Annotated in this window: 20 protein-coding genes and 2 pseudogenes; 16 read left to right on the forward strand and 6 right to left on the reverse strand. The window is 71.4% G+C overall.

Annotated features, from left to right (window positions below; all coding sequences use genetic code 11):
• Positions 1–6 precede the first annotated feature (6 nt).
• The 7 genes from IE278_RS34255 to IE278_RS34285 all read left to right on the forward strand — a co-directional run bounded on the left by IE278_RS34255 (position 7) and on the right by IE278_RS34285 (position 6,798).
• Positions 7–888 (forward strand): amino acid ABC transporter permease, encoded by an 882-nt coding sequence (locus IE278_RS34255; RefSeq protein ID WP_189778210.1) that lies wholly within the window; start codon positions 7–9, stop codon positions 886–888.
• Positions 889–920: 32 nt separating this feature from the next.
• The gene (locus tag IE278_RS34260; RefSeq protein ID WP_373312166.1) at positions 921–1,712 is read left to right on the forward strand and encodes an amino acid ABC transporter ATP-binding protein; all 792 of its coding nucleotides are present in this window, start codon (positions 921–923) and stop codon (positions 1,710–1,712) included.
• Between the two features lie 109 nt (positions 1,713–1,821).
• Entirely contained in the window at positions 1,822–2,793 is a 972-nt protein-coding gene (locus tag IE278_RS34265) for an ABC transporter substrate-binding protein (protein WP_189778212.1), read from the forward strand.
• Between the two features lie 109 nt (positions 2,794–2,902).
• Positions 2,903–3,880, forward strand: coding sequence for an LLM class flavin-dependent oxidoreductase (locus IE278_RS34270; RefSeq protein WP_189778213.1), 978 nt, complete (start codon positions 2,903–2,905; stop codon positions 3,878–3,880).
• Entirely contained in the window at positions 3,877–4,854 is a 978-nt protein-coding gene (locus tag IE278_RS34275; RefSeq protein ID WP_189778215.1) for an LLM class flavin-dependent oxidoreductase, read from the forward strand. Before IE278_RS34270 ends, IE278_RS34275 begins: the two co-directional genes overlap by 4 nt.
• Before the next feature lie 4 nt (positions 4,855–4,858).
• Positions 4,859–5,644 carry a DUF1684 domain-containing protein gene (locus IE278_RS34280; RefSeq protein ID WP_189778217.1) on the forward strand — a complete coding sequence of 262 codons (786 nt, stop codon included), beginning with the start codon at positions 4,859–4,861 and terminating at the stop codon, positions 5,642–5,644.
• Between the two features lie 251 nt (positions 5,645–5,895).
• On the forward strand, positions 5,896–6,798 hold the full coding sequence (locus IE278_RS34285; RefSeq protein ID WP_189778219.1) for a S1 family peptidase: 903 nt from the start codon (positions 5,896–5,898) through the stop codon (positions 6,796–6,798).
• 143 nt (positions 6,799–6,941) lie between these two features.
• On the opposite strand, the gene IE278_RS34290 is transcribed toward IE278_RS34285, so the two are convergent.
• On the reverse strand, positions 6,942–7,823 hold the full coding sequence (locus tag IE278_RS34290; protein WP_189778221.1) for an alpha/beta fold hydrolase: 882 nt from the start codon (positions 7,821–7,823) through the stop codon (positions 6,942–6,944).
• 90 nt (positions 7,824–7,913) lie between these two features.
• Here IE278_RS34290 and IE278_RS34295 point away from each other — a divergent pair, with 90 nt between their 5' ends.
• Together IE278_RS34295 and IE278_RS34300 are read left to right on the forward strand one after the other, a co-directional pair.
• Positions 7,914–8,933 carry a slipin family protein gene (locus IE278_RS34295; protein WP_189778223.1) on the forward strand — a complete coding sequence of 340 codons (1,020 nt, stop codon included), beginning with the start codon at positions 7,914–7,916 and terminating at the stop codon, positions 8,931–8,933.
• 286 nt (positions 8,934–9,219) lie between these two features.
• Entirely contained in the window at positions 9,220–10,302 is a 1,083-nt protein-coding gene (locus IE278_RS34300) for a S1 family peptidase (RefSeq protein WP_189778225.1), read from the forward strand.
• Positions 10,303–10,513: 211 nt separating this feature from the next.
• Here IE278_RS34300 and IE278_RS34305 read toward each other — a convergent pair whose 3' ends face one another.
• The gene (locus IE278_RS34305) at positions 10,514–11,578 is read right to left on the reverse strand and encodes an ABC transporter permease (protein ID WP_189778227.1); all 1,065 of its coding nucleotides are present in this window, start codon (positions 11,576–11,578) and stop codon (positions 10,514–10,516) included.
• A 154-nt stretch (positions 11,579–11,732) separates the two neighbouring features.
• On the opposite strand from IE278_RS34305, the gene IE278_RS34310 reads away from it, so the two are divergent.
• The 4 genes and pseudogenes from IE278_RS34310 to IE278_RS34320 all read left to right on the forward strand — a co-directional run bounded on the left by IE278_RS34310 (position 11,733) and on the right by IE278_RS34320 (position 17,721).
• Positions 11,733–15,284: a DNA polymerase III subunit alpha gene (locus IE278_RS34310; protein WP_189778228.1), complete on the forward strand. Its 3,552-nt coding sequence runs from the start codon at positions 11,733–11,735 to the stop codon at positions 15,282–15,284.
• Entirely contained in the window at positions 15,281–16,255 is a 975-nt protein-coding gene (locus IE278_RS34315) for a DNA polymerase Y family protein (protein WP_189778229.1), read from the forward strand. Before IE278_RS34310 ends, IE278_RS34315 begins: the two co-directional genes overlap by 4 nt.
• Positions 16,256–16,367: 112 nt before the next feature.
• Positions 16,368–16,668, forward strand: a pseudogene (locus tag IE278_RS42555) (MarR family winged helix-turn-helix transcriptional regulator); the annotation flags it as partial.
• 171 nt (positions 16,669–16,839) lie between these two features.
• Positions 16,840–17,721 carry an esterase/lipase family protein gene (locus IE278_RS34320; RefSeq protein ID WP_189778230.1) on the forward strand — a complete coding sequence of 294 codons (882 nt, stop codon included), beginning with the start codon at positions 16,840–16,842 and terminating at the stop codon, positions 17,719–17,721.
• Between the two features lie 126 nt (positions 17,722–17,847).
• Here IE278_RS34320 and IE278_RS34325 read toward each other — a convergent pair whose 3' ends face one another.
• Positions 17,848–18,909 (reverse strand): lytic polysaccharide monooxygenase auxiliary activity family 9 protein, encoded by a 1,062-nt coding sequence (locus tag IE278_RS34325; RefSeq protein ID WP_189778231.1) that lies wholly within the window; start codon positions 18,907–18,909, stop codon positions 17,848–17,850.
• A 180-nt stretch (positions 18,910–19,089) separates the two neighbouring features.
• Here IE278_RS34325 and IE278_RS41975 point away from each other — a divergent pair.
• A pseudogene (locus tag IE278_RS41975) lies at positions 19,090–19,367 on the forward strand (GNAT family N-acetyltransferase); the annotation flags it as partial.
• A gap of 27 nt (positions 19,368–19,394) precedes the next feature.
• Here the strand turns inward: IE278_RS41975 and IE278_RS43000 are convergent.
• On the reverse strand, positions 19,395–19,529 hold the full coding sequence (locus tag IE278_RS43000) for a hypothetical protein (RefSeq protein WP_107021143.1): 135 nt from the start codon (positions 19,527–19,529) through the stop codon (positions 19,395–19,397).
• A 222-nt stretch (positions 19,530–19,751) separates the two neighbouring features.
• On the opposite strand from IE278_RS43000, the gene IE278_RS34330 reads away from it, so the two are divergent.
• Positions 19,752–20,366, forward strand: a complete 615-nt coding sequence (locus IE278_RS34330) for a class I SAM-dependent methyltransferase (RefSeq protein WP_189778232.1) — start codon at positions 19,752–19,754, stop codon at positions 20,364–20,366.
• Between the two features lie 45 nt (positions 20,367–20,411).
• Here the strand turns inward: IE278_RS34330 and IE278_RS34335 are convergent, their stop codons facing one another.
• On the reverse strand, positions 20,412–20,990 hold the full coding sequence (locus IE278_RS34335; protein WP_189778233.1) for a ribonuclease FAU-1 family protein: 579 nt from the start codon (positions 20,988–20,990) through the stop codon (positions 20,412–20,414).
• A complete protein-coding gene (locus tag IE278_RS34340) occupies positions 20,971–21,900 on the reverse strand; it encodes a GNAT family N-acetyltransferase (protein WP_189778235.1) in 930 nt (309 codons plus the stop codon). Before IE278_RS34340 ends, IE278_RS34335 begins: the two co-directional genes overlap by 20 nt.
• Positions 21,901–21,971: 71 nt before the next feature.
• On the opposite strand from IE278_RS34340, the gene IE278_RS34345 reads away from it, so the two are divergent.
• Positions 21,972–22,352, forward strand: coding sequence for a GntR family transcriptional regulator (locus IE278_RS34345; RefSeq protein WP_189778237.1), 381 nt, complete (start codon positions 21,972–21,974; stop codon positions 22,350–22,352).
• Positions 22,353–22,428: the final 76 nt, after the last annotated feature.

Here is a 22,428-nt window from a genome sequence, read left to right on the forward strand (position 1 = left end):
GACCCCATGTCGCTGACCAGTGATCCACCCATCGTCAAGGCGCCGGCCGAGCCCGAGGACTACGGCGCGCTCAAGGTCGTGCCCGTGCGGCACCCCTGGCGCTGGGCCGCCGTGATCGTGACCGCCGTGCTGCTCGCGCAGTTCGCCCACGGGCTCGCCACCAACCCCGGCTGGGAGTGGGAGGTGTTCGCCGAGTTCTTCACCGCCGAGGTGATCCTCAAAGCGGTCTGGGTCACCCTTCAACTCACTGCCTACGGTACGGCGTTGGGCTTCGCGCTCGGGATCGTCCTCGCCTTCATGCGGCTGTCCGACAGCCCGTTCCTGAAGGCCGTCTCCTTCGCGTACATCTGGGCGTTCCGGTCCATCCCGCTGATCGTGCAGCTGCTCTTCTGGTTCAACCTCGCCTATCTCTACAAGGAGTTGAAGTTCGGCATCCCCTTCGGGCCGGGCTTCTTCACCTTCGACACGATGGGTCTGGTCGGCGCGATGAGCGCGGCCGTCCTCGGACTCGCCCTGCACCAGGCCGCGTACGCCGCCGAGATCGTGCGCGGGGGCGTACTGGCCGTCGACAGCGGCCAGTTGGAGGCCGCCGCCGCCCTCGGCATCCCGCGGCTGCGGCAGATCCGCCGGATCGTGCTGCCGCAGGCGATGCGCTCCATCCTGCCGAACGCGGCCAACGAGGTGATCTCCCTCTTCAAGGGCACCTCGATCGTCTCCGTCATGGCGATCGGCGAACTCTTCTACCAGGTCCAGGTCATCTACGGACGCAACGGCCGGGTCGTACCGCTGCTCATGGTCGCGACGGCCTGGTACATCCTCCTGACCACCGCGCTCTCCATCCTCCAGCACTACGTGGAACGACACTTCGCGAAGGGAAGCACCCGATGAGCGCGCCCACCAGCCCCGCGACCGACGACGGGATGACGGACGACGGGACGGTGGAGCGGACGGCCGCCCCGATGGTCGACGTCCGGGCCGTCCACAAGAGCTTCGGTTCGCTGGAGGTGCTCAAGGGCGTCGACCTGGAGGTGCGTACCGGCGAGGTCACCGTCATCCTCGGCCCCTCCGGCTCCGGCAAGTCCACCCTGCTGCGCACCATCAACCACCTGGAGAAGGTCGACCAGGGCTGGATCAGCGTGGACGGCTCCCTGGTCGGCTACCGGCGCTCCGGCGACAAGCTCTACGAGCTGCGCGAGCGCGAGATCCTCAAGCAGCGCACCCGGATCGGGTTCGTCTTCCAGAACTTCAACCTGTTCCCGCACCTCACCGTGCTGGACAACGTCGTCGAGGCCCCGGTCTCCGCGCTGAAGCGGCCCCGCAAGGACGTCACCGAGGCGGCGCGCAGGCTGCTCGACCGGGTCGGGCTCGCCGACAAGGCCGACGCCTACCCGAAGCAGCTGTCCGGCGGGCAGCAGCAACGCGTGGCCATCGCCCGCGCGCTCGCCCTGGAGCCCCGGCTGCTCCTCTTCGACGAGCCGACGTCCGCGCTCGACCCCGAGCTGGTCGGTGAGGTCCTCGACGTCATCAAGGTCCTGGCCCACCAGGGCACCACGATGATCGTCGTCACGCACGAGATCGGCTTCGCCCGTGAGGTCGCGGACACCGTCGTCTTCATGGACGACGGCCGCATCGTCGAACAGGGCGCCCCCGGCGACGTACTCGACGCGCCGAAGCACGAGCGCACCCGCGCCTTTCTCTCCAAGGTCCTCTGAACCGTTCCTCTGAACCGGCTCTCTGAACCGTTTCTCGGATCCGGTTCTCCGAACCGACCGCTGTCCCTTCGGTTCGTTTCAACCGCCTTTCCCACAGCAGGAGTTCACCGTGATATCTCGACGCACCCTCGCCGTCTCCATCGCAGCCCTCGTCGTCGCCCCGCTGCTCAGCGCCTGCGGCGGTGACAGCGACGCGGCGACCGGGACCGGCTCGTCCGGCACCAAGAAGGTCGGCGACATCAACATCGGCCCCGACCAGAACCGGATCCGCGGCAAGAAGGTCGACGAGATCGCCGCGCTCGTCCCGGCGGCGATCCGCGAGCGCGGCACGCTGAAGCTCGGCCAGAGCGCCGACGCCTCGCCGCCACTCGGTTTCTACGCGACCGACGACAAGACGAGAATCGGCTCCGAGATCGACCTCGCGACCCTGGTCGCCGACACCCTCGGCCTGAAGCTCGACAACGACGAGGTCTCCTGGGAGAACCTCTTCGTCGGCCTGGACAGCGGCAAGTTCGACGCCGTCTTCTCGAACGTCACCGTCACCGAGGAGCGCAAGGAGAAGTACGACTTCGCCACCTACCGTCTCGACAACATCGCGTTCGAGGCGAAGAAGGGCAGCGGCTGGAAGGTCGACGGGCCCGAGGACGTGGCGGGCAGGACGATCGCGGTCTCCTCCGGGACCAACCAGGAGAAGATCCTCGTCGACTGGAGCAAGCAGAACGAGAAGGCCGGTCGCAAGGCCGTGACCATCAAGTACTTCCAGAAGGACACCGACTACTACCTCGCCCTCCAGTCGGGCCGCATCGACGCCTACCTCGGCCCGAGCCCGTCCGCCGCGTACCACGTGGCCAGCGCCGGGCAGTCGGAGATCGTCGGCACGCTCTCGGGCGCCGGGGACGACCTCCAGGGCAAGATCGCCGCGACCACGAAGAAGGGCAGCGGGCTCGTCGACGCGTACGCGGCGGCCGTCAACCACGTGATCGAGGACGGCAGTTACGCGAAGGTGCTCAAGCGCTGGGGCCTGTCGAGCGAGGCCGTCCCGAAGTCGGAGATCAACCCGCCCGGCCTGCCCAAGATCTGACCTCGGGCAGCCGGCCCCGATCGCGGCTGACTCATCTCGTTCAGCTCACCGGTGATCCCGTGCCGCCGCGGCCACTCGCCGCGGCGGCGACCAGAAAGGTTCCCTTCCCATGACGCCACCGAACGGCCGGGGGCTTCTGCACCTGGCCGCAGCCGTCGACCAGACGGCGGCCCCCGACGACGTGTCGGTCCACGTCGAACTGACGCGGCTCGCGGAGAGCGGCGGGTTCGACTTCGTGACCCTGGGCGACACGTTCGCGCGGCCGGGGTTCGACGCGCTCGCCGTGCTGGCGCGGGTCGCGCCCGCCACGACCCGCATCGGCCTGGTGCCGACCGTCACCACCACCCACACCGAGTCGTCCCGGATCCAGGCCGCCGTGGCGACCCTCGACTGGGTGAGCCGCGGCCGGGCGGGCTGGTGTATCGACGTGTCGACCACCGAGGGCGAGGCCCGCCTCTTCGGTCGTCGGCACGCGGCGCCCGTCGACGCGCTGTGGCACGAGGCGGGCCAGGTCGCCGACGCGGCCGCCCGCCTGTGGGACAGCGCCGACGGTGCGCACCCGCACCCCGTCCACCACCCGGTACGGGTCGTCGACGCCACGGACCGGCACGCCCGTGCGACCGCGGCCCGGTACGCGGACGTGGCACTGGTCCAGGGCACGAACCCGGCCCAAGTGGGCGCGATACGGGCCGAGTTGCAGGCCGCCGCGCTCGCCCACGGCCGGGACCCGGACGAGCTGCGCGTCCTCGCCGCTCTCACCGTCGACCTCGGTGACGGCGAACGCGCGGCCGAGCCGGGCCACGGCGGGGGAGGCCCCCGGCAGACCGCGCAGGGCCCGCTGTACCGCGGCGGGCCCGTCGACCTCGCCGAACTGATCGCCGCCTGGCACGAGACCGGTGCCGCCGACGGCTTCCACCTCACCCCTGCCGAGCCCCGCCGGGACCTGGAACGCCTGGTCAACGGCACGGCCGCGCTGCTTCAGCACCGCGGGCTCCTCCGCACCTTCTACCCGGGCAGCACGCTCCGCGAGCACCTGGGGCTGGACCGGCCCGCCCACCGCTACGCCGTGACAGGGGGAACGTCATGACCGTACGGACACAGGTGCACCTCGCCGCGTACCTTCCTGGGGGCGCCCACGCCTCCGCCGGGGCCGACTTCGCGTCCTTCGAGCGTCTCGCGCGTACCGCCGAGCGCGGTCTGTTCGACTTCCTCCTCCTCACCGGGCAGCCGCGGCCGGCCGGGCACGGGGGACGGCCCGAGCCGGTCACCGTGCTGAACGCGCTCGTCGCCGGCACCGAGCGGATCGGGCTCGCCGCCACCGTCGACACGGCCTCCACCGAGCCGTACGAACTCGCCCGCAGACTCGCCACGTTGGACCACCTCAGCGCGGGACGCGCCGCCTGGAACGTGGCGGCCTCCGCCGACCCGCTCACCCGGGCCGCCGAATTCGTGTACGTATCAAGGGAGTTGTGGGACTCCTGGACGCCGGACGGTGTCGTGCGCCCCTTCGCGTACCGCGGCCGGCACTTCGACATCGCGGGCGAGTTCACCGTGCCGCGTTCCCCGCAGGGCCACCCCGTCGTCATCCGTCCCTCCGACGCCCCGCCGGAGGGGAGCGAGTTCGCCGCGTCCACCGCCGATGTGCTCCTCACGCGGTACGGGACCCCGGAGGCGGGCCGTGCGCGCTACGCCGAGATGAAGGGCCGCCTCGCCGCGTACGGCCGTGACCGTGCGGACCTGAAGATCATCGCCGAGGCCACCGTCGTGCTCGGTGACACGGCCGCCGAGGCGCGGGAGAGAGCCACCGCGATCGGGGCGTCGGACGGCGGGCGGTCCTTCGTCGGCACCCCGGAGTCGGTCGCCGCCGAGATCGACGACTCCGTACGGACCGGCGCGGCCGACGGTTTCGTCCTCGTACCGCATCCGGCGCCGGGCGGCCTGGCGGAGTTCGTGGACCGGGTCGTGCCGCTGCTCCAGGAGCGTGGCGCGTTCCGGACGGAATACACCGGTACGACGCTGCGCTCACACCTCGGGTTGCCGGATCTCGTGTGGAAGGGCTGATCACATGACGACGGACGCGGCCGAGGACTGGAAGCGCTGGCACGAGCAGCGCATCGAGGCGGTGTCCGCGCCCCACGGCCCGCTCGCGCTCACCGGGACGCACTGGATCGAAGATCATCCGGAGGGGCGACTTCCGGACATGCCCGGCCGCTGGACCGTCGACGGGGACGCGGTGCTGCTGGCGGCCGGGGGATCCGACGGCATTCAGGTGGCCGGACGGCCCCTGTCCGGCCAGGTCAGACTGGTGGCCGACGCCGGTCCGGCGGCCGAGGCCCGGGTCGCGTACGGCGAGCGCCGGTTCGTCGTCCTCGTACGCGAGGGCGTCTGGGGTGTACGCGACTTCGACCCGGCCTCACCTGCGCGGCAGGCGTTCCGCGGCATCGAGGCCACCCCGTACGACCCGCGCTGGTCGGTGCCGGGGCGCTTCACGCCGTACGGGGAGCGGCGGACCGTGTGGGTGGGGAACGCCGACGGGCGTGAGCGGGGGCTCGGGCTCGGCGGTGAACTGGCCTTCACGCTGGCAGGACAGGAGTTGACGCTGCAGGTGACGGTCCAGGAGGACGGCTCGCTGTGGGCCGTCTTCGGCGATTCCACCAGCGGGCGCGGCAGTTACCGCTTCCGGTTCCTGCGCCCTGCGGCGCCCGACGCGCGGGGGCGCACGACGGTGGACTTCAACCGGGCCCTGCTCCCGCCGTGCGCATTCGCGGACCACTTCATCTGCCCATTCCCGCCGCCGGGGAATACCCTGGGCGCGGAGATTGCGGCCGGAGAGCGCAATCTGCTCCGGTGACACGCACCGCCCGATCCGCAGGTAACCCACATATCGGCGCAGCAGAGATCAACTCCCGTGGGAAGAACGTCTGTTGAACGCCGTACGGCCGAAAGGCGCCCTTGCGTCCTTCGGGTGCGCGGCCAAATACTCCCCCCAGCGCCTTGTCAGGGGCACGGCGTATCCGGAATCCGGACACTCTGCCTCTGGCGTGCGCCTCACGGGCCCCGACCCCACGCGGGCCCCCGACTTCCCTTTGGAGGGAACGAACAGTGAGGACCAAGCGCACCACCCCCCGTAGCGGCATAGCGAGACGGACCCGGCTGATCGCCGTGACCACCGGACTCGTGGCCGCGGCCGCGTTCACCGTCCCCGCGGCGAACGCGAGCGACGCATCGACGTTCAGCACGACCCAGCTGAAGAGCGCCAACTCCGCGGTGCTCAAGGCCGATGTGCCGGGTACCGCCTGGGCGACCGACGCCAAGACCGGCAAGGTCGTCGTCACGGTCGACAGCACTGTCTCCAAGGCGGAGATCGCGAAGATCAAGCAGGCCGCGGGCTCCAACGCCGGCGCCCTGCAGATCAAGAGCACCCCGGGCAAGATCAACAAGCTGATCAAGGGTGGCGACGCCATCTACGCGACCAGCTGGCGTTGTTCTCTCGGCTTCAACGTCCGCAGTGGCAGCACGAACTACTTCGTGACCGCCGGCCACTGCACCGACGGTGCGGGCACCTGGTACTCCAACTCCGGTCGCACCACGGTCCTCGGGCCGACGGCCGGCTCCAGCTTCCCGACCAACGACTACGGGCTGGTGCGCTACTCCAACACCACGATCGCCAAGGAAGGCACCGCCGGCAGCGTCGACATCACCAGCGCGGCCACCCCGAGCGTGGGCACCAACGTCATCCGTACCGGTTCCACCACCGGTACGCGTACCGGACGGGTCACCGCCCTCAACGCGACCGTCAACTACGGTGGCGGCGACGTCGTCTACGGCATGATCCAGACCACGGTCTGCGCCGAGCCCGGCGACTCCGGCGGTCCGCTCTACGGCAGCAACGGTGTCGCCTACGGTCTGACCTCCGGCGGCAGCGGCAACTGCACCTCCGGCGGCACCACGTTCTTCCAGCCGGTCACCGAGGCCCTGAGCGCCTACGGCGTCAGCGTCTTCTGACCGGCACGCGCCCAGGAGAGACGCACAACGCCTGACCTGCAGCCAGCAGCAGACGAGCCCCCGCACACCGTTCGCGGTGCGGGGGCTCGTCCTCGCGGCGGTGCCGGCACGCCTGCCGTGCCGGCCACGCGTACCGCGTCGGCTCAGCCGTCGCTCCTCGGTGTGGCGCACAGCCAGTCCAGTACGTCGGGCAGGGCCTCCAGCGCCGAGAAGTGGCCCCCCTTCGGGTCCAGGACGGGGCGGGCGCGCGGGATGTTCCGGGCCAGCCACTCGAAGTGGCCCACCGGGGAGAAGGTGTCCTCGGCGCCGTGCCACAGCAGCACGGGCCGGGTGATGCGCGCCGGGTCGAAGCCCCAGTGGCTCAGCAGTGCGAGATTGTCGTCGAGCCAGCCGTACGCCGACGTGCGCAGCGCCTCACGGTAGCCGCGCAACAGCATGTCGCTCACGGCCGGGGCTGAGACGATCCGCCGGTCCGATTCGGTGAGGCCGTCCCGGATCGACGCGAGGAACTGCGCCGGGTCCGTCCGGATCCCGGCGGCCCGCGAGGCGAGCCGTTCCGCGAAGTCCACGGGGTCGGTCAGCGCCCCGGTGTACTCCTCGACGTGGGACTCCGCCATCCCCTCGAACCAGTTCAGCCCCTCGCTGGAGGGTGGCGCGAGGCTCGCGAGCGCGGCGGCCCGCCGTACCCGGGTGGGCAGCAGCGCCGCACAGGCCAGCGCGTGCGGGGCGCCGCCCGACCGGCCGAGGACGGCGAACGGGCCGAGGTCGAGCGCGTCGGCCAGCGCCGCCACGTCCCGCGCCGCCTGCGCCACCCGGCGGCCGGGGCCACGGTCGGAATCCCCGTACCCGGGGCGGTCGTACGCGATGAACCGCACCTCGGGGCGCGCGTCGATCATGTCCTGCGGCACCACCCCGGTCCGGCAGCCCGGTGTGCCGTGCAGCAGCACCACCGGCGTGCCCTCCGGGTCGCCCCACTCCTGGAACGCCAGCCGCCGTCCGTCCCGCATCCGTATCCCGCTCGGCACCTCTGTCCTCCGTCTCCCCTTCGTCCGCGCGCCGGAGTTACCGTCGAAGTACACACCTTTTGCGCCCGTTACGGACCCTGGGGGGTCGTCATGGTCGAGGAGCTGGTGACGGCGGGAGTGGCACTCGCGTCCGTCGGAACGGTGTACGTGATGGCGGCGGCCCGAATCGTCAAACAATACGAGCGCGGAGTGGTGCTCCGGCTCGGAAAACTGCGATCCGGTGTACGCGGTCCGGGCTTCACCATGATCATGCCCTTCGTGGACCGGCTCCAGAAGGTCAATATGCAGATCGTGACGATGCCGGTGCCCGCGCAGGAGGGGATCACCCGGGACAACGTCACGGTCAGGGTGGACGCCGTCGTCTACTTCAAGGTGGTGTCCGCCGCCGACGCGGTCATCAAGGTCGAGGACTACCGGTTCGCGGTCTCGCAGATGGCGCAGACCTCGCTGCGTTCGATCATCGGCAAGAGCGAGCTGGACGATCTGCTCTCCAACCGCGAGAAGCTGAACCAGGGCCTGGAGCTGATGATCGACAGTCCCGCCGTGGAGTGGGGCGTCTCCATCGACCGGGTCGAGATCAAGGACGTGTCGTTGCCGGAGACGATGAAGCGGTCCATGGCGCGCCAGGCGGAGGCCGACCGTGAGCGGCGGGCCCGCGTCATCAACGCGGACGCCGAACTGCAGGCCTCCAAGAAGCTGGCGGAGGCCGCCGGGGTGATGTCGGAGCAGCCCGCCGCGCTCCAGCTGCGGCTGCTGCAGACCGTGGTGGCGGTCGCGGCGGAGAAGAACTCCACGCTCGTGCTGCCCTTCCCGGTCGAGCTGCTGCGATTCCTGGAGCGGGCCCAGCCGCATCCGGCGCATGCGGCCCCTCCCGGGGTGGCCCATGTCCAGTCGCAGCAGGCGCCGGCTGAATCGCGGCAGGTCCCGGACGGGGTTGCGGACCAGGCTTCGGACCAGGTTCCGGATCGGGGTGGGGACCGGCCCCTGGAGCTGGCGGCGCAGGCGCAACAGCTGTTGACGCAGTGGCAGCAGTCGATGCAGGAGCAACTCCCGCCCGTCGAGGCACCGCTGGATCCGGACTTCCGAGGGTCGAAATCCGGACAGGACTAGACCTCACAGAGGGGCGTTAGTTACTCGCTCGTAGTGTTTGCAATGGGGATCGACATGATGTGACGGCGTTCTTGTCAACGCGCGTCAACCGTGCGGGGGCGTACGTCGGTTGTGGCACGCGCGTCCTGAAGTCGACCTTGTGTGCTCCGGTGGGGCCTCGGAATAGTGGGCGGTGTCCGTTGACATGGACGCGGCTTTTTTTATGAGTCGTCACCCTTGTCGCACACCTTTCGGCCGCGCCGGTCCCCACTACCGCCGCGTCCGACCCCCCACAGGAGGACACGAGTTGAAGCACCGACGCATACCCGGGCGACGGGCCGTCGCGGCCGGCGCGGGCATCGCCGCACTCGTCGCGGGTGGAGTCACCTTGCAGAGTGCGAACGCGAGTGAGAACACGCCCGCCCCCGAGCCGAAGGTTCTCTCGGTCACGGCGGCCGGAAAGCTCGCCTCGACGCTCGGCAAGGACCTCGGCGGCGACGCGGCGGGAACGTACTACGACGCGAAGGCCAAGAGCCTCGTCGTGAACGTGCTCGACGAGGCTGCGGCCGACACCGTCGAGTCGGCGGGCGCGAGGGCGAGAGTCGTCGAGAACTCCCTCGCCGACCTGAGGAGCGCCCGTACGACGCTGAAGCAGGACGCGACCATCCCCGGCACCTCGTGGGCGCTCGACCCCGCGACCAACAAGGTCGTCGTCACCGCGGACCGCACGGTCACCGGTGCCGAGCTGGCCGAACTGACGAAGGTCGTCGACGGGCTCGGCGGCACGACCGAACTCAAGCGGACGAAGGGGGAGTTCAGGACCTTCGTGGCCGGCGGTGACGCCATCACCGGTGGAGGTGGCCGCTGCTCGCTCGGCTTCAACGTGGTCAAGGGCGGCGAGCCGTTCTTCCTCACCGCCGGGCACTGCACGGAGGGGATCACCACCTGGTCGGACTCCTCCGGTACCGAGATCGGCGAGAACGCGGACTCCAGCTTCCCCGACAACGACTACGGCCTGGTGAAGTACACCGCGGACGTGGACCACCCGAGCGAGGTGAACCTCTACAACGGGTCCGCGCAGCAGATATCCGGGGCGGCGGAGGCCACCGTCGGGATGCAGGTCACCCGGAGCGGGTCCACGACCCAGGTGCACGACGGGTCGGTGACCGGTCTGGACGCGACCGTGAACTACGGCAACGGCGACATCGTCAACGGGCTCATCCAGACCGATGTCTGCGCGGAGCCGGGGGACAGCGGTGGGTCGCTGTTCTCGGGGAGCAGCGCGATCGGACTCACGTCCGGTGGCAGCGGTGACTGCACCTCCGGTGGGGAGACGTTCTTCCAGCCGGTGACCGAGGCACTGTCCGCGACCGGTACGCAGATCGGCTGACGGCTTCGCCGTCCCGCGTGCCTGCCGCTACGGGCCGGCCCCGTTCCCACCTGCCCGGTGGGGGCGGGGCCGGCCCGTTGTCCGGAGAACGCCGGAGGGCGCGGGTCCGCTGCGGCCGGCCGCGCCGTTCCCCGCGCCCCTGACGGCGCCGCTTCGCGTGCGCCTTGGCCGACTGGCCGACTGGAGGGTGCGGGTTCGGTGGGGGCGTGCCCTAAAGACTGCGCCGTTCCCCGCGCCCCTGAAAGCCCTGGGGCGGAGCCTGTCTGTTACGTGAGCCCACAGCCAGGGTGATCGCTGTGCCCAGGGCCGCCCATGCCGCCAGGACCAGCATGGGCGTGGTGATGGCGTTGGACTCGAAGTAGGCGATCGAGCGGGTCGCCCAGGTGCCGGCGCCGGGGGGCAGGGCCGGGCCGATGGCCTTCCAGAACGGGGGGAGCATCGGTGGCGGGAGGGCGCCGCCCGCGCTCGGGTTGCCCAGGATCACCACCAGCAGGACCGCCACTCCGATGCCGACGATCCCGAAGACGCACTGGAGCGCGAGCGTGGCGGCCCCCACCGCGAAGGTGATCAGCGCGCCGAGTCCCCAGAGGGCGGCCACGCTGCCGGGCAGGGCGCCAAGGACCGGTCCGACGATGACCGCCCCGCCGAGTCCGCCGACGATCGAGACCAGGGCCATCGAGGCGAGCCTGATCACCGCGCGCCGGGTGTTGGCCGGCCGGGCGCCCGTGCTGATCGCCAGCGCCGACGCGCACAGATAGCCGCCCACGCACCAGCCGACGACCAGGTAGAAGGGGGTCAGCCCGTTGGCGTCCTGGGCGTCGGCCGGGACCACGTCGACGGTCCGTACCGTGCGCCCCTGGTTCTTCTCCAGCTCGGTGGTGAGCGCGATCAGGGCGTTGGACAGGGTCTTGCCGCCGCCGGAGGCGACCAGCAGGGTGTCGGTCGTGCCGCCCGGGTCGACCAGCAGGGCGCCGTCGATGTCACGGTGCGCGATCTGCTCGCGTGCCGTCGCCTCGTCGGTGAGCGTCCGGGGATCCAGGGGGGTGCCGGGCAGCCGCTTGAGCCGGGTCACCGTCTGCTCGGCGGCGGCGCCCGGCGCGACCACCCCGAACGCCACGTCCTTCGGCCTCGGATGGTGCAGCGCCCCCACGTAGGAGGCGATGAAGAGCAGCTGCAGGGCGACCACGCCGATGACGAGCAGCGTGGCCCGCGGGGTGACCGCGTCCCTGACCTCGTCGAGGAAGGACTTGGGCGGGGCCTCTGCTGTCCGTGCCATGCCCCTACGGTCCGGGTCCCGCGGTGTTTGCGCAGGTGGGACGGGGCCGAACGGATGTCGTACAGACGTTCGAGAGATGGTCTATGGTGGAGGTGAGGAACTTGGGAACTAATGTTCGAGGGCTGTGTGAAAGCCCCTGGTGGTGGAGGTGCGCGTGTCCGGCTTCACGCATCTGCACACCGCTTCCGGGTACTCCCTGCGGTACGGGGCCTCCCACCCGGAGCGTCTCGCCGAGCGTGCCTTCGAGCGGGGCATGGACGCGCTGGCGCTCACCGACCGGGACACCGTCGCGGGCGCGGTCCGCTTCGCGAAGGCCTGTGCCGCGCAGGGTGTGGGAGTGCGCCCCCTGTTCGGGGTCGACCTCGCGGTCGAAGAGCCCTCCCGAGGGCCCGCCGCGCGGTCCGCCGGAAGAGCCGCCGCGGAGTCCGTACGGGGTGAGCGGCGGCGGACTCCCGTGCGGGGCGGTGCCTTCATCGACGAGTCGACACCGCGCGTGACCTTTCTCGCCCGGGACGGCGGGAAGGGCTGGGCCGATCTCTGCAGGATCGTTACTGCGGCGCATGCGGGGGAGGGGCGACCGCTGCTGCCCTGGGTGGAGAACCATGCCGAGGGGCTGACCGTGCTGCTCGGCCCGGCCTCCGACGTCGGCCGCGCGCTCACCGCCGGACGGCCCGACCTGGCCGCGAACCTGCTCGCACCCTGGCGGGAGGTGTACGGCGACGCGCTGCGTCTCGAAGCGGTCTGGCACGGACGCGAGGGCACCGGGCCCGGCTCCCTGCGGCTGGCCGCCCGTACCGTCGGCTTCGCCGCCGAGCAGCGGGTGCGCCCGGTGCTCACCAACGCCGTCCGGTACGCCGACCCCGGCATGGGCCCGGTCGCCGACGTGCTGGACGCCGCCCGCTGGCTGGTCCCCGTCGACCCCCGCAAGGAACTGGACAGCGGCGAGGCCTGGCTCAAGGACGAAGGGGCCATGCTCGCCGCCGCCGAACGGGTCGTGGAGGCCGCCGGCTACCGCCGTGACACCGCCCACCGCCTGCTCGAACAGACCCGGGCCACCGCCGACGAGTGCCGGGTCGACCCGGAGGGCGACCTCGGGATCGGCGCCGTGCACTTCCCCGAGGCGCACCTCGTCGGCGCCGGGCGCCGCACCGCGCAGCGCGTACTGGCCTCACGGGCGGCGGCGGGAATGGTGCGGCTCGGCTACGACCGCTCCTCCCGGGCGCGTGAGTACTGGGAGCGGATGCACCGCGAGCTGGACATCGTCGCCCACCACCACTTCGCCTCCTACTTCCTGACGGTCTCTCAGGTCGTGGACGACGTGAAGGGAATGGGCATCCGGGTCGCCGCGCGCGGCTCCGGGGCGGGCTCGCTCGTCAACCACCTCATCGGCATCGCGCACGCCGACCCCGTCGAGCACGGACTGCTGATGGAACGCTTCCTGTCCAAGCGCCGCGCGGTCCTGCCCGACATCGACATCGACGTGGAGTCCGCGCGCCGCATCGAGGTCTACCGCGCGATCATCGGCCGGTTCGGCACCGAGCGGGTCGCGACGGTGTCGATGCCGGAGACGTACCGGGTGCGTCACGCGATACGGGACGTCGGCGCGGCCCTGTCCATGGACCCGGCCGACATCGACCGCATCGCCAAGGCATTCCCGCACATCCGCGCCCGCGACGTCCGCGCGGCGCTGGCGGAGCTGCCCGAACTGCGTTCCCTGGCAGCGGAGTTCCAGCAGAAAGGGGCGAAGTACGGGCGGTTGTGGGAACTGGTGGAGTCACTGGACGCCCTGCCGCGCGGAGTCGCCATGCACCCGTGCGGGGTCCTCCTCTCCGACGCCTCGCTCCTCGCCCGTACGCCGGTCGTGCCGACCAGTGGCGAAGGGCTCCCCATGTCGCAGTTCGACAAGGAGGACGTAGAGGACCTCGGGCTGCTCAAGCTCGACGTGCTGGGGGTGCGGATGCAGTCCGCGATGGCGCACGCGGTCGCCGAGGTGGAACGGGCGACGGGGGACCATGTCGACCTGGACGCCGTCGCCGTCGAGGAGGGCGACCCGGAGACGTACCGGCTCATCCGGTCCACGGAGACGCTGGGCTGCTTCCAGATCGAGTCGCCGGGGCAGCGGGACCTGGTCGGCAGGCTCCAGCCCACGACCTTCCACGACCTCGTCGTCGACATCTCCCTCTTCCGCCCCGGGCCGGTCGCGGCCGACATGGTGCGGCCGTTCATCGAGGCGCGGCACGGCCGGGCGCCGGTCCGCTATCCGCACCCGGATCTGGAGAAGCCGCTGAAGGGCACGTACGGGGTCGTCGTCTTCCACGAGCAGATCATCGACATCGTCGACATCATGACCGGCTGCGGCCGGGGCGAGGCGGACCGGGTGCGGCGCGGGCTGTCCGACCCCGAGTCGCAGGGACGGATCCGCTTCTGGTTCGCGCAGCACGCGGCCTCGCGGGGGTACGACGCGCAGACGATCGCCCGTACCTGGGAGATCGTCGAGGCCTTCGGGGCGTACGGCTTCTGCAAGGCGCACGCGGTCGCGTTCGCCGTACCCACCTACCAGTCGGCGTGGCTGAAGGCGCACCACCCGGCCGCCTTCTACGCGGGGCTGCTCACGCACGATCCCGGGATGTACCCGAAGCGGCTGCTGCTCGCGGACGCGCGGCGGCGGGGGGTGCCGATCCTGCCGTTGGACGTGAACAGGTCTTCGGTCGCACACAGTATCGAACTGGTGTCTGAACCTCCTGGGAAGGCGGGCGGGAAGGCCGGCGGGGAGGTGGGCGGGAAGGTCTGGGGTGTCCGGCTCGCGCTCTCCGATGTGCACGGGATCAGCGAGGCCGAGGCGGCCCGGATCGAGCAGGGGCAGCCGTACGCCTCGCTGCTCGACTTCTGGGAACGGGCCCGGCCGAGCCGCCCACTGGCCGGACGGCTCGCGCAGGTCGGCGCGTTGGACACCTTCGGCGCCAACCGCCGTGACCTGCAACTGCACCTGACCGAGCTGCACCGGGGCGCACGCGGCGCCGGCGGCTCCCAACTCCCGCTGGGCGGCGGGCAGGAGACCGCGCCGGCCGGGCTGCCCGACCTCTCCTCGGCGGAACGGCTCAGCGCCGAACTGGGCGTGCTCTCCATGGACGCCTCACGCAATCTGATGGACGATCACCGAACGTTCCTGGACGAGCTGGGCGTCGTCACGGCCCGCCGGCTGCGGGCGGCCGAGCACGGCGAGACGGTGCTGGTCGCGGGCGCCAAGGCGGCCACCCAGACACCGCCGATCCGCTCCGGCAAGCGGGTCATCTTCACCACCCTGGACGACGGTACGGGCCTGCTCGACCTCGCCTTCTTCGACGACTCGCACGACACGTGCGCGCACACCGTCTTCCACTCCTGGCTCCTGCTGGTGCGCGGAGTGGTGCAGCGGCGCGGCCCGCGCAGCCTCAGCGTGGTCGGGGCGGCCGCCTGGAACCTCGCCGACCTGGCGGAACTGCGGCGCGCGGAAGGACTGGAGGGGGTGGCGGCAAGACTGGCCGCCCCGCAGGGGGAGCCCGGGGCCGAGGGCGGTTCCCGTGGTTCGGGAGATCCGACGGGCGGCCGTCGAATCCAGTTGCCCACGGGATACGAAATGCATCCGTGGGCGGATGTGCGCCCGGCGGGCGAGGGGTCCGCGAGCGGAAAGAAACTGTGGCACCAGAGCCCGGGGAGTGCGGGATGACCATCCTCTGCGTACGTTTCCAGCTGCCGCCGATGTACGAGGCCGCCCTGCCCGGGCTCCTCGGCACGTTGGAGGAGTTCACCCCTGTCGTCGAGGCGCTGCCGCCCGACGGGGCGCTCGCCGATCTGCGGGGCGCCGAGCGGTACTTCCGGCGGGACGTCGTGGAACTGGCCTCCCTGATCCGGGTACGGGCGCTCGCCTGGCACGGCGTCGACTGCGCGATCGGGGCGGGACCCGGCCCGATGTTCGCGCGGATGGCCCTGCGGGAGGCCGCCCCCGGGGAGATCCGGGTGGTCCCCGAAGGACCCCGCGCCCTCACGGAGTTCCTGGCGGAGCGGTCCGTACGGGCGCTGCCCGGAGTCGGTGCGGCCACCGCCCGCACCCTGTGCGAGTACGGCCTGGACAGCATCGGCAAGGTGGCCGCCGCGCCGCTGTCCACACTGCAACGGCTCACCAGCGCCCGTACCGGCCGCGAACTGCACGAGATGGCACAGGGCATCGACCGCGGCCGGGTCGTACCGAACGCCGTCTCCCGGTCGCTCGCCGCCGAACGGCCGTTCCCGCGCGACGAGTTGGACCCCGCGCAGCACCGGCGCGCGCTGCTCTCCGCCGCGGGGGAGCTGGGCTCGCGGCTGCGGGCCCTGGAGAAGGTGTGCCGCACGCTCACCCTCACCGTCCGCTACGCCGACCGCTCCACGACGACCCGCAGCCGTACGCTCCCCGAACCGACCGCCCACTCCTCCGCGCTCACCGATGCCGCGTACCGCATGTACGAGGCGCTCGGGCTGCAGCGGGCCCGGGTGCGCGGGGTGGCTCTGCGGGCCGAGGGGCTCGACCCCGCCGAACAGGCCTCCCACCAGCTCACGTTCGACCCGGTGGACGAGAAGGTGCGGCGCCTTGAGGAGGTGGCGGACCGGGTGCGGAAGAAGTTCGGGGCGGGGGCGGTGATCCCGGGCGCGCTGGCGGCGTAACGCTCCGCGTGGTGCTCCGCGGGGATGGGGCGAGGGGCGGAGAGGGTGTCCGTTGCCTGGACGTGCGGGGCCGTGGGGGCTGGACGCGCAGTTCCCCGCGCCCCTTGCGGGGCCCGCGTACGGGTTCGCCTGTGTTCGGATCGCGTCCGGTGGGACGACGGTCACCGCCGCGAGTCAACTTGTCGACGAGATCGTCCGTAAGGGGTACGCGGAGCGGCAACCGCACCCCGACGACGCGCGCCCGGCTAGTCGTGCTCACCGGGCGGGGCCGGGAGTGAACCCGGGCGGCGGAGGAGTCGGCCGCGGAGGCCGTTCGGCCGTGGGTCGAACTAATCGGTGAGGGTGAAGTCCGGGCGTTGCGCGACCATTTGCTGCGCATTGCCCCCTACGGTCCCATCAGGCCCGCCTGGTGACGGTTCAACGGCACGTGTCAGTTCTCCCAGCTACCACTGGAAGTTTTTACTGACGCGTAACTTCACACTTTTCCTACTCGCTCGTAACTTGAAAACAGAACAGCATCCTCGTGATCCGGATCACAGGGCGTATGGCCTCGTCACTCCCTTGAGCCGCAAGGAGATCACCCGATGCTGCCCTGGAAACACCTGCTCAGACCCCTGTCGGCGCTGCTGCTGACCGCAGTGGTCACGATCGTCCCCGCCACCGCGGCCACTGCCGCCGACTCCACCGACCGGGCCGCCGGCACGACGAGCAGGGGCTGGAACGACTACTCCTGCAAACCGTCCGCCGCCCACCCGCGCCCCGTCGTCCTCGTGCACGGCACCTTCGCCAACTCCGTCGACAACTGGCTGGGCCTCGCGCCCTATCTGGTCAACCGCGACTACTGCGTCTACGCCCTCGACTACGGGCAGCTCCCCGGCGTACCGCTCGTCCACGGGCTGGGCCCCATCGACAAGTCGGCGGAGCAGCTGAAGACCTTCGTCGACAAGGTGCTCGCCGCGACCGGGGCGGCGAAGGCGGACCTCGTCGGCCACTCGCAGGGCGGCATGATGCCACGCCACTACCTGAAATTCCTCGGCGGCGCCGCCAAGGTGAACGCCCTCGTCGGCATCGCCCCCGACAACCACGGCACCACCCTGAACGGACTGGCGAAGCTGGTCACGTACTTCCCCGGCGCGGGCGAAGTGCTCTCGGCCGCCACTCCGGCCCTCGCCGACCAGATCGCCGGCTCCGCCTTCCTCACCCGGCTCAACGCGGGCGGCGACACCGTGCCTGGCGTCCGCTACACGGTCATCGCCACCCGGTACGACGAGGTCGTCACGCCCTACCGCTCGCAGTTCCTCGACGGCCCGAACGTCCGCAACATCCTGATCCAGGACCTGTGCGCGCTCGACCTCTCCGAGCACGCGTCGATCGGACTCTTCGACCGCATCGCCTTCCACGAGGTGGCGAACGCCCTGGACCCGTCCCGCGCCACCCCGACCACCTGCCTGTCGGCGATCGGCTGATCGTTTTTTGGGGCGCAGCCCCTTCAGCGGCGCGGGGGACTGCGCGACCGGTTGAGGCCGGACCCGCAGTCCCCGTACCCACCCCATCCACTACGGCCCCATAGGGCCCTTGTCCTGGCCCTCCGCCTACCGGCGGACGCCACCCGCCCGACGGCGGACGGACGCGAACATCGCCCCCGCGCCGATCGCCAGCGCCGCCGCCCCGCCCACCGCGATGTACGCGGTCGAGTCGGACCCACCGGTCTCGGCGAGGTCCGCCGACCCTCCGGCGGGTTCGGCGTCGCTAGCGGACCCGTCCGAGGCCGCGGCGGCTCCGGCCGTCTCCTCGGCCTCGGCCGCGGCCCCGGAGTCGTCCCCGGAGTCGGTTCCGGAGGCCGGGTCCGACTTCGTGCCCGCCGCGGCCGTGACCGTGGCCTGGGTCTTCGGGTCGTCGTCGCCGTGCCCCCCGTGCTCCACGGACGACTCGTCCGCGCCGTCCGCGATCTCCTCGTCGGACGGCGCCGACGCGGCCGGGGCAGCGGAGGCCTCCGCACCCGCGCCGCCCTCGCCGAAGACGACGTCCGAGCAGGTGTAGAAGGCCTCGGGGGAATCCGAGCGCTGCCAGATCGAGTAGATGAGGTGGCGGCCCGACTTGACCGGCACGACCCCGTTGAAGACGTAGTCGCCGTTCTCCAGCTTCGGGTCGGTGACCTTGAGGAAGGGCTTCGACTCCAGGTCGGACCACTTCAGCGGCTTCGTCGGGTCGTACCCGTCCTTGGTGACATACAGCTCGAACGAACCCTTGTGCGGGGCGGTCCCCTTGTAGCGGAAGGTGCGGTTGCCCGAGGTCAGCTGGGTGGCCGGCCAGTCGGCGCGGGCCAGGTCGAGACCCTTGTACTTGTCGTTGGCGGCGCTGCACAGCTTCCCGTCGGGGATGATCTGCTTCGACTTCCCGGCGGCGTTGGCGATGTTGACGCCGTTCCAGTCATAGAGGGCCTGGGTGCCACTGGCCGCCACCGCCGCCTTGCAGGCGGCGGACTTCGGGTTCTCCGGGCCCTCCGCGAAGCAGGCCGCGACCCGGCTCACCGGGTCCGTCATCGAACCGTGTGCGACGGCGGGCGCGGCGGCGAGCGCGGTCAGGGCGAGCGGGGCGACGCCGACCGCGACGACGGTGGCGATGCGGGCGGCGGCCTGGTGGCGAGCGGGCATGGGGGTACTCCTCGAAACGGATCTTGGGGGGTGCCTGTGATGCCTGGGGGCGATCAGCAAGCTAGCCCCTCGAAACCGCGGAATCGCCTGCTGGGAGCGGGTGGAGGCGATCCTTATGGTGCCGTTAAGGGAGGGCTGAGACTGGGCTCAGGTAGATACCGTTCCGGTCATGACCGACAGCCCGTGGTCGGGCTCGTGGTGGTCGAGGCGTGTGAGGGCCAGCTGTTCCTCGACAGTGTCGCCGTCCGCCCCGACGCCCGCGGTCAGGGCGTGGGGCGGCTGCTCGCCTTCGTGGACGCGCACGCGCGGGCGCTGGGACTGCCCGAGGTCAGGCCGTACACGAACGCGCTGATGTGGGAGAACCGGCGGCTCTACCCCCGGCACGGGTACGAACTCGTGGAGCGCCGGGTGGACGGCCCTACGACCGGCTCCACCACCGCAAGCGGCTTGCATCCTGACCGGCCCTCTGCCAACCCCGGGCGCCGTCACCCGTCCGGCCACCAGGTGCGATGGATGTCCTTGCGGACCTCCGGACGCTCGGCCGGGCGCTGGTCGGCCTCTTCCCGTACCCGACGGGAATCCGACTTCTTCAGGGGCTTCTGCATGGTCATGCGGCGCATAGGGGCCTCCCTTGCGGCTGGTCTGCCGAGTACCGCGTTCTCACGGAGACAGACCATTTCCGGGAGGGTGACTCATCGGTGGCCGCTTGTCAGTGGCGGCTGTCACGTTTCATCAATGAGTCCACATGTCGGACATCTTGTCGGTTTGTACGAAGGATGCGGCCGAGTGGGGCCCTGACCGGGGACCGGGGCGTTGTCAGTGGCGGGTGCCACTCTGGGTGCATGACGAGTAACAGCACTGGTGAGCAGCGGTCCGACGTCGACTGGGACACGGCGGCCGACACCTTCGACGACGAGCCGGACCACGGCCTGCGGGACCCCGCCGTGCGGGAGGCATGGGCGGCCAGGCTGCGTGGCTGGCTGCCCCGCGGCCCCTCGGACGTGCTCGATCTGGGCTGCGGCACGGGCAGCCTCTCGCTCCTCGCGTCCGAGGCGCGGCACCGAGTCACCGGCGTCGACCTCTCGTCCCGCATGGTCGATCTGGCCCGCGCCAAACTGGCCGGACGCGACGCGGCGTTCCTGGTCGGTGACGCGGCGGCCCCGCCCGTCGGGGAGCAGCGCTTCGACGTCGTCCTCGTCCGCCATGTGCTGTGGACGCTGCCCGAGCCCGGCCGCGTCCTGCGGCACTGGCGCGGGCTGCTGCGCCCCGGCGGACGGCTCGTCCTCATCGAGGGCGTCTGGGGCACGGTGAGCCCGGTCGGCATGTCCGCCGACCGGCTGACGGCTCTGCTCGCGCCCCTCGCCGAGGACGTGCGCGTGGAGTGGCTGTCGGACGACTCCTCGCTGTGGGGAAGGGAGGTGGCGGACGAGCGGTACGCGGTGATCGCTGTGCCGTGAGGGGGGCAGTGGCCAGGTCACTGGTGGCTGGGTCGGCAGTGGCTGTCAGGTCAGCAGCGCTTCGAAGTCGCCTTCGGTTGCGCGGCGTTCGAGTTCGTCCAGCGCGGCCCGGGCGGCGGACGCGGCCCGTGGATCGGTGGTCTCCAGGCCGCTCGCCGCGAACTCGTCCTCGTCCAGCCGCAGTACGGTCCTGCCGTCGGCCGAGCGCCACAGGTCCAGGTCGAGATCCTCGCAGACCACCTCGCCCGGGTCTCCCAGGCCGCCCTGGGTGACGTCGGCCGGGCGGGCGATGTCGCAGTACCAGCCCTTGAGCGTGCCCTCGGCGTTCCTGACCTCCTTCACCGCGTACCAGCGGTCGCGCCAGTAGTGCTCGGTGAAGACGTCGCCCGGCTCGAAGCGTACGAAGCCGAAGTCGCGGACGCCGGCTCCCGCCCAGGCCGCGCGGACGACGACGTGCGTCCCGTCGTCGTGGAGCAGGTCGGCCGGATACCGGATCTTCGTACGGCCCGCCTTGACCAGGACGATGTCCACGGTGGCCGGGGCGGCGCCCCGGGTGCCCGGGGTGGCGTCCGCGGTGTCCGGGGCGGTGGGTCGGGGTGCGGGGTCAGCCGAGTTCGCGGACATGCTGTACCTCCGTGGCGCAGATCTCGTAACCGAACCATTTGTTGATCGCGAGCATCGGGCCGTTGCCCGAGTCGTTGCCCGTGAACGCCTCCGTGAAGCCGGCGGCGCGGGCGCGGTGCAGGGAGTCGGCCTTGGCCAGCTTGGCGAGACCGCGTCCGCGGTGGGCGCGGGCCGTGCCCGTCATCACCGTGCCGTAGCGGGTGCCGCCGTCGGTGCGGGCGGCGCTGAACGCGGCGGGCCTGCCGTCGACGACCGCCACGGAGGTCAGCTCATGGCTGAGCAGCGGGTGGTGCCAGGTCTCCTTCAGCCACGCCTCGTAGTCGGTGAACTCATGGGCGATGTCGCTCGGTTCGTCCGCGAGCGTCTCAGCGTCCAGCTCGAAGAGGGGGCGCGGGTCGTCGGCGAAGTCCGCCGCCGTGCGCAACTCCACGCCCGCGGGCGGCTCCCGGCGCGGCGGCAGAGGGTTGTTCGCCAGGTCGAGACGGAGGAAGTGCGCGGAGCGGCTCGCGCCGTAGCCGCGCCGCTCGGCGAAGGAACGGTTCGCGGGCTCGTCGAGGACCCAGGCGAAGAGCTTCTTCGCGGACACCTCGGCGAGATGCTCCTCCGCGGTCCGTACGAGCAGCGAGCCGGCGCCGCGGCCCCGGCGCTGCGGGTGCACGTACACGTTCAGATAGCCCTGGCCCGGCTGCGGGCTGTCGTACACGATGCCCGTGTGGGCTGTGCCGATGAGTTCGCCGTCCTCCTCGGCGACCAGCGGCCGGAAGTGCGCGTCGGGGTGGGCGTGCGTGACGTCGTGGAGGACGGACTCCGGGGTGGAGAGCATGTAGGGCAGTGCCAGGCGCCGGATGTGCGAGAAGCCTTCGGCGTCCTCGGGATCCTCGGTGCGGAGGTCGCGGACGATCACAGTCATGGAATCGCACGCTACGCGCGGGGTGCGGCAGGCCGCCTCTCATTTTCCGGCCGGTGCGGGACAATCACGGGGTGACGTTGAAGATCGACATCGATGACGGTACGGGGGTCGCGCCCTACGAGCAGGTGCGCGCCCAGATCTCCGAGCAGGCGAGGGCCGGGGTGCTGCCGGTGGGGTACCGGCTGCCCACCGTGCGGGGGTTGGCCGAGGAGCTCGGTCTCGCCGCCAACACGGTCGCCAAGGCCTACCGGGCACTCGAGTCGGACGGGGTCATCGAGACGCGGGGCCGCAACGGCACGCTGGTCGCCGCGGCGGGCTCGGCGGCCGACCGTACGGCCGCGTCCGACGCGCAGGCCTACGCCGAGCGCGTACGGCGGCTCGGGCTGTCCGAGGCCGCGGCACTCGACGCGGTCCGGGATGCGCTGCGCGCGGCTTACGGGGAGTCCGGCTGAGGGGGGGGCGGCGGAGGGGGCCCTCTCGCCGTGCCCGGCCACCACGGTCGCGCGCCACGGCCGGGCCGCGCCGCGG

The organism is Streptomyces tauricus, from assembly GCF_014650955.1.
Taxonomy (GTDB): domain Bacteria; phylum Actinomycetota; class Actinomycetes; order Streptomycetales; family Streptomycetaceae; genus Streptomyces; species Streptomyces tauricus.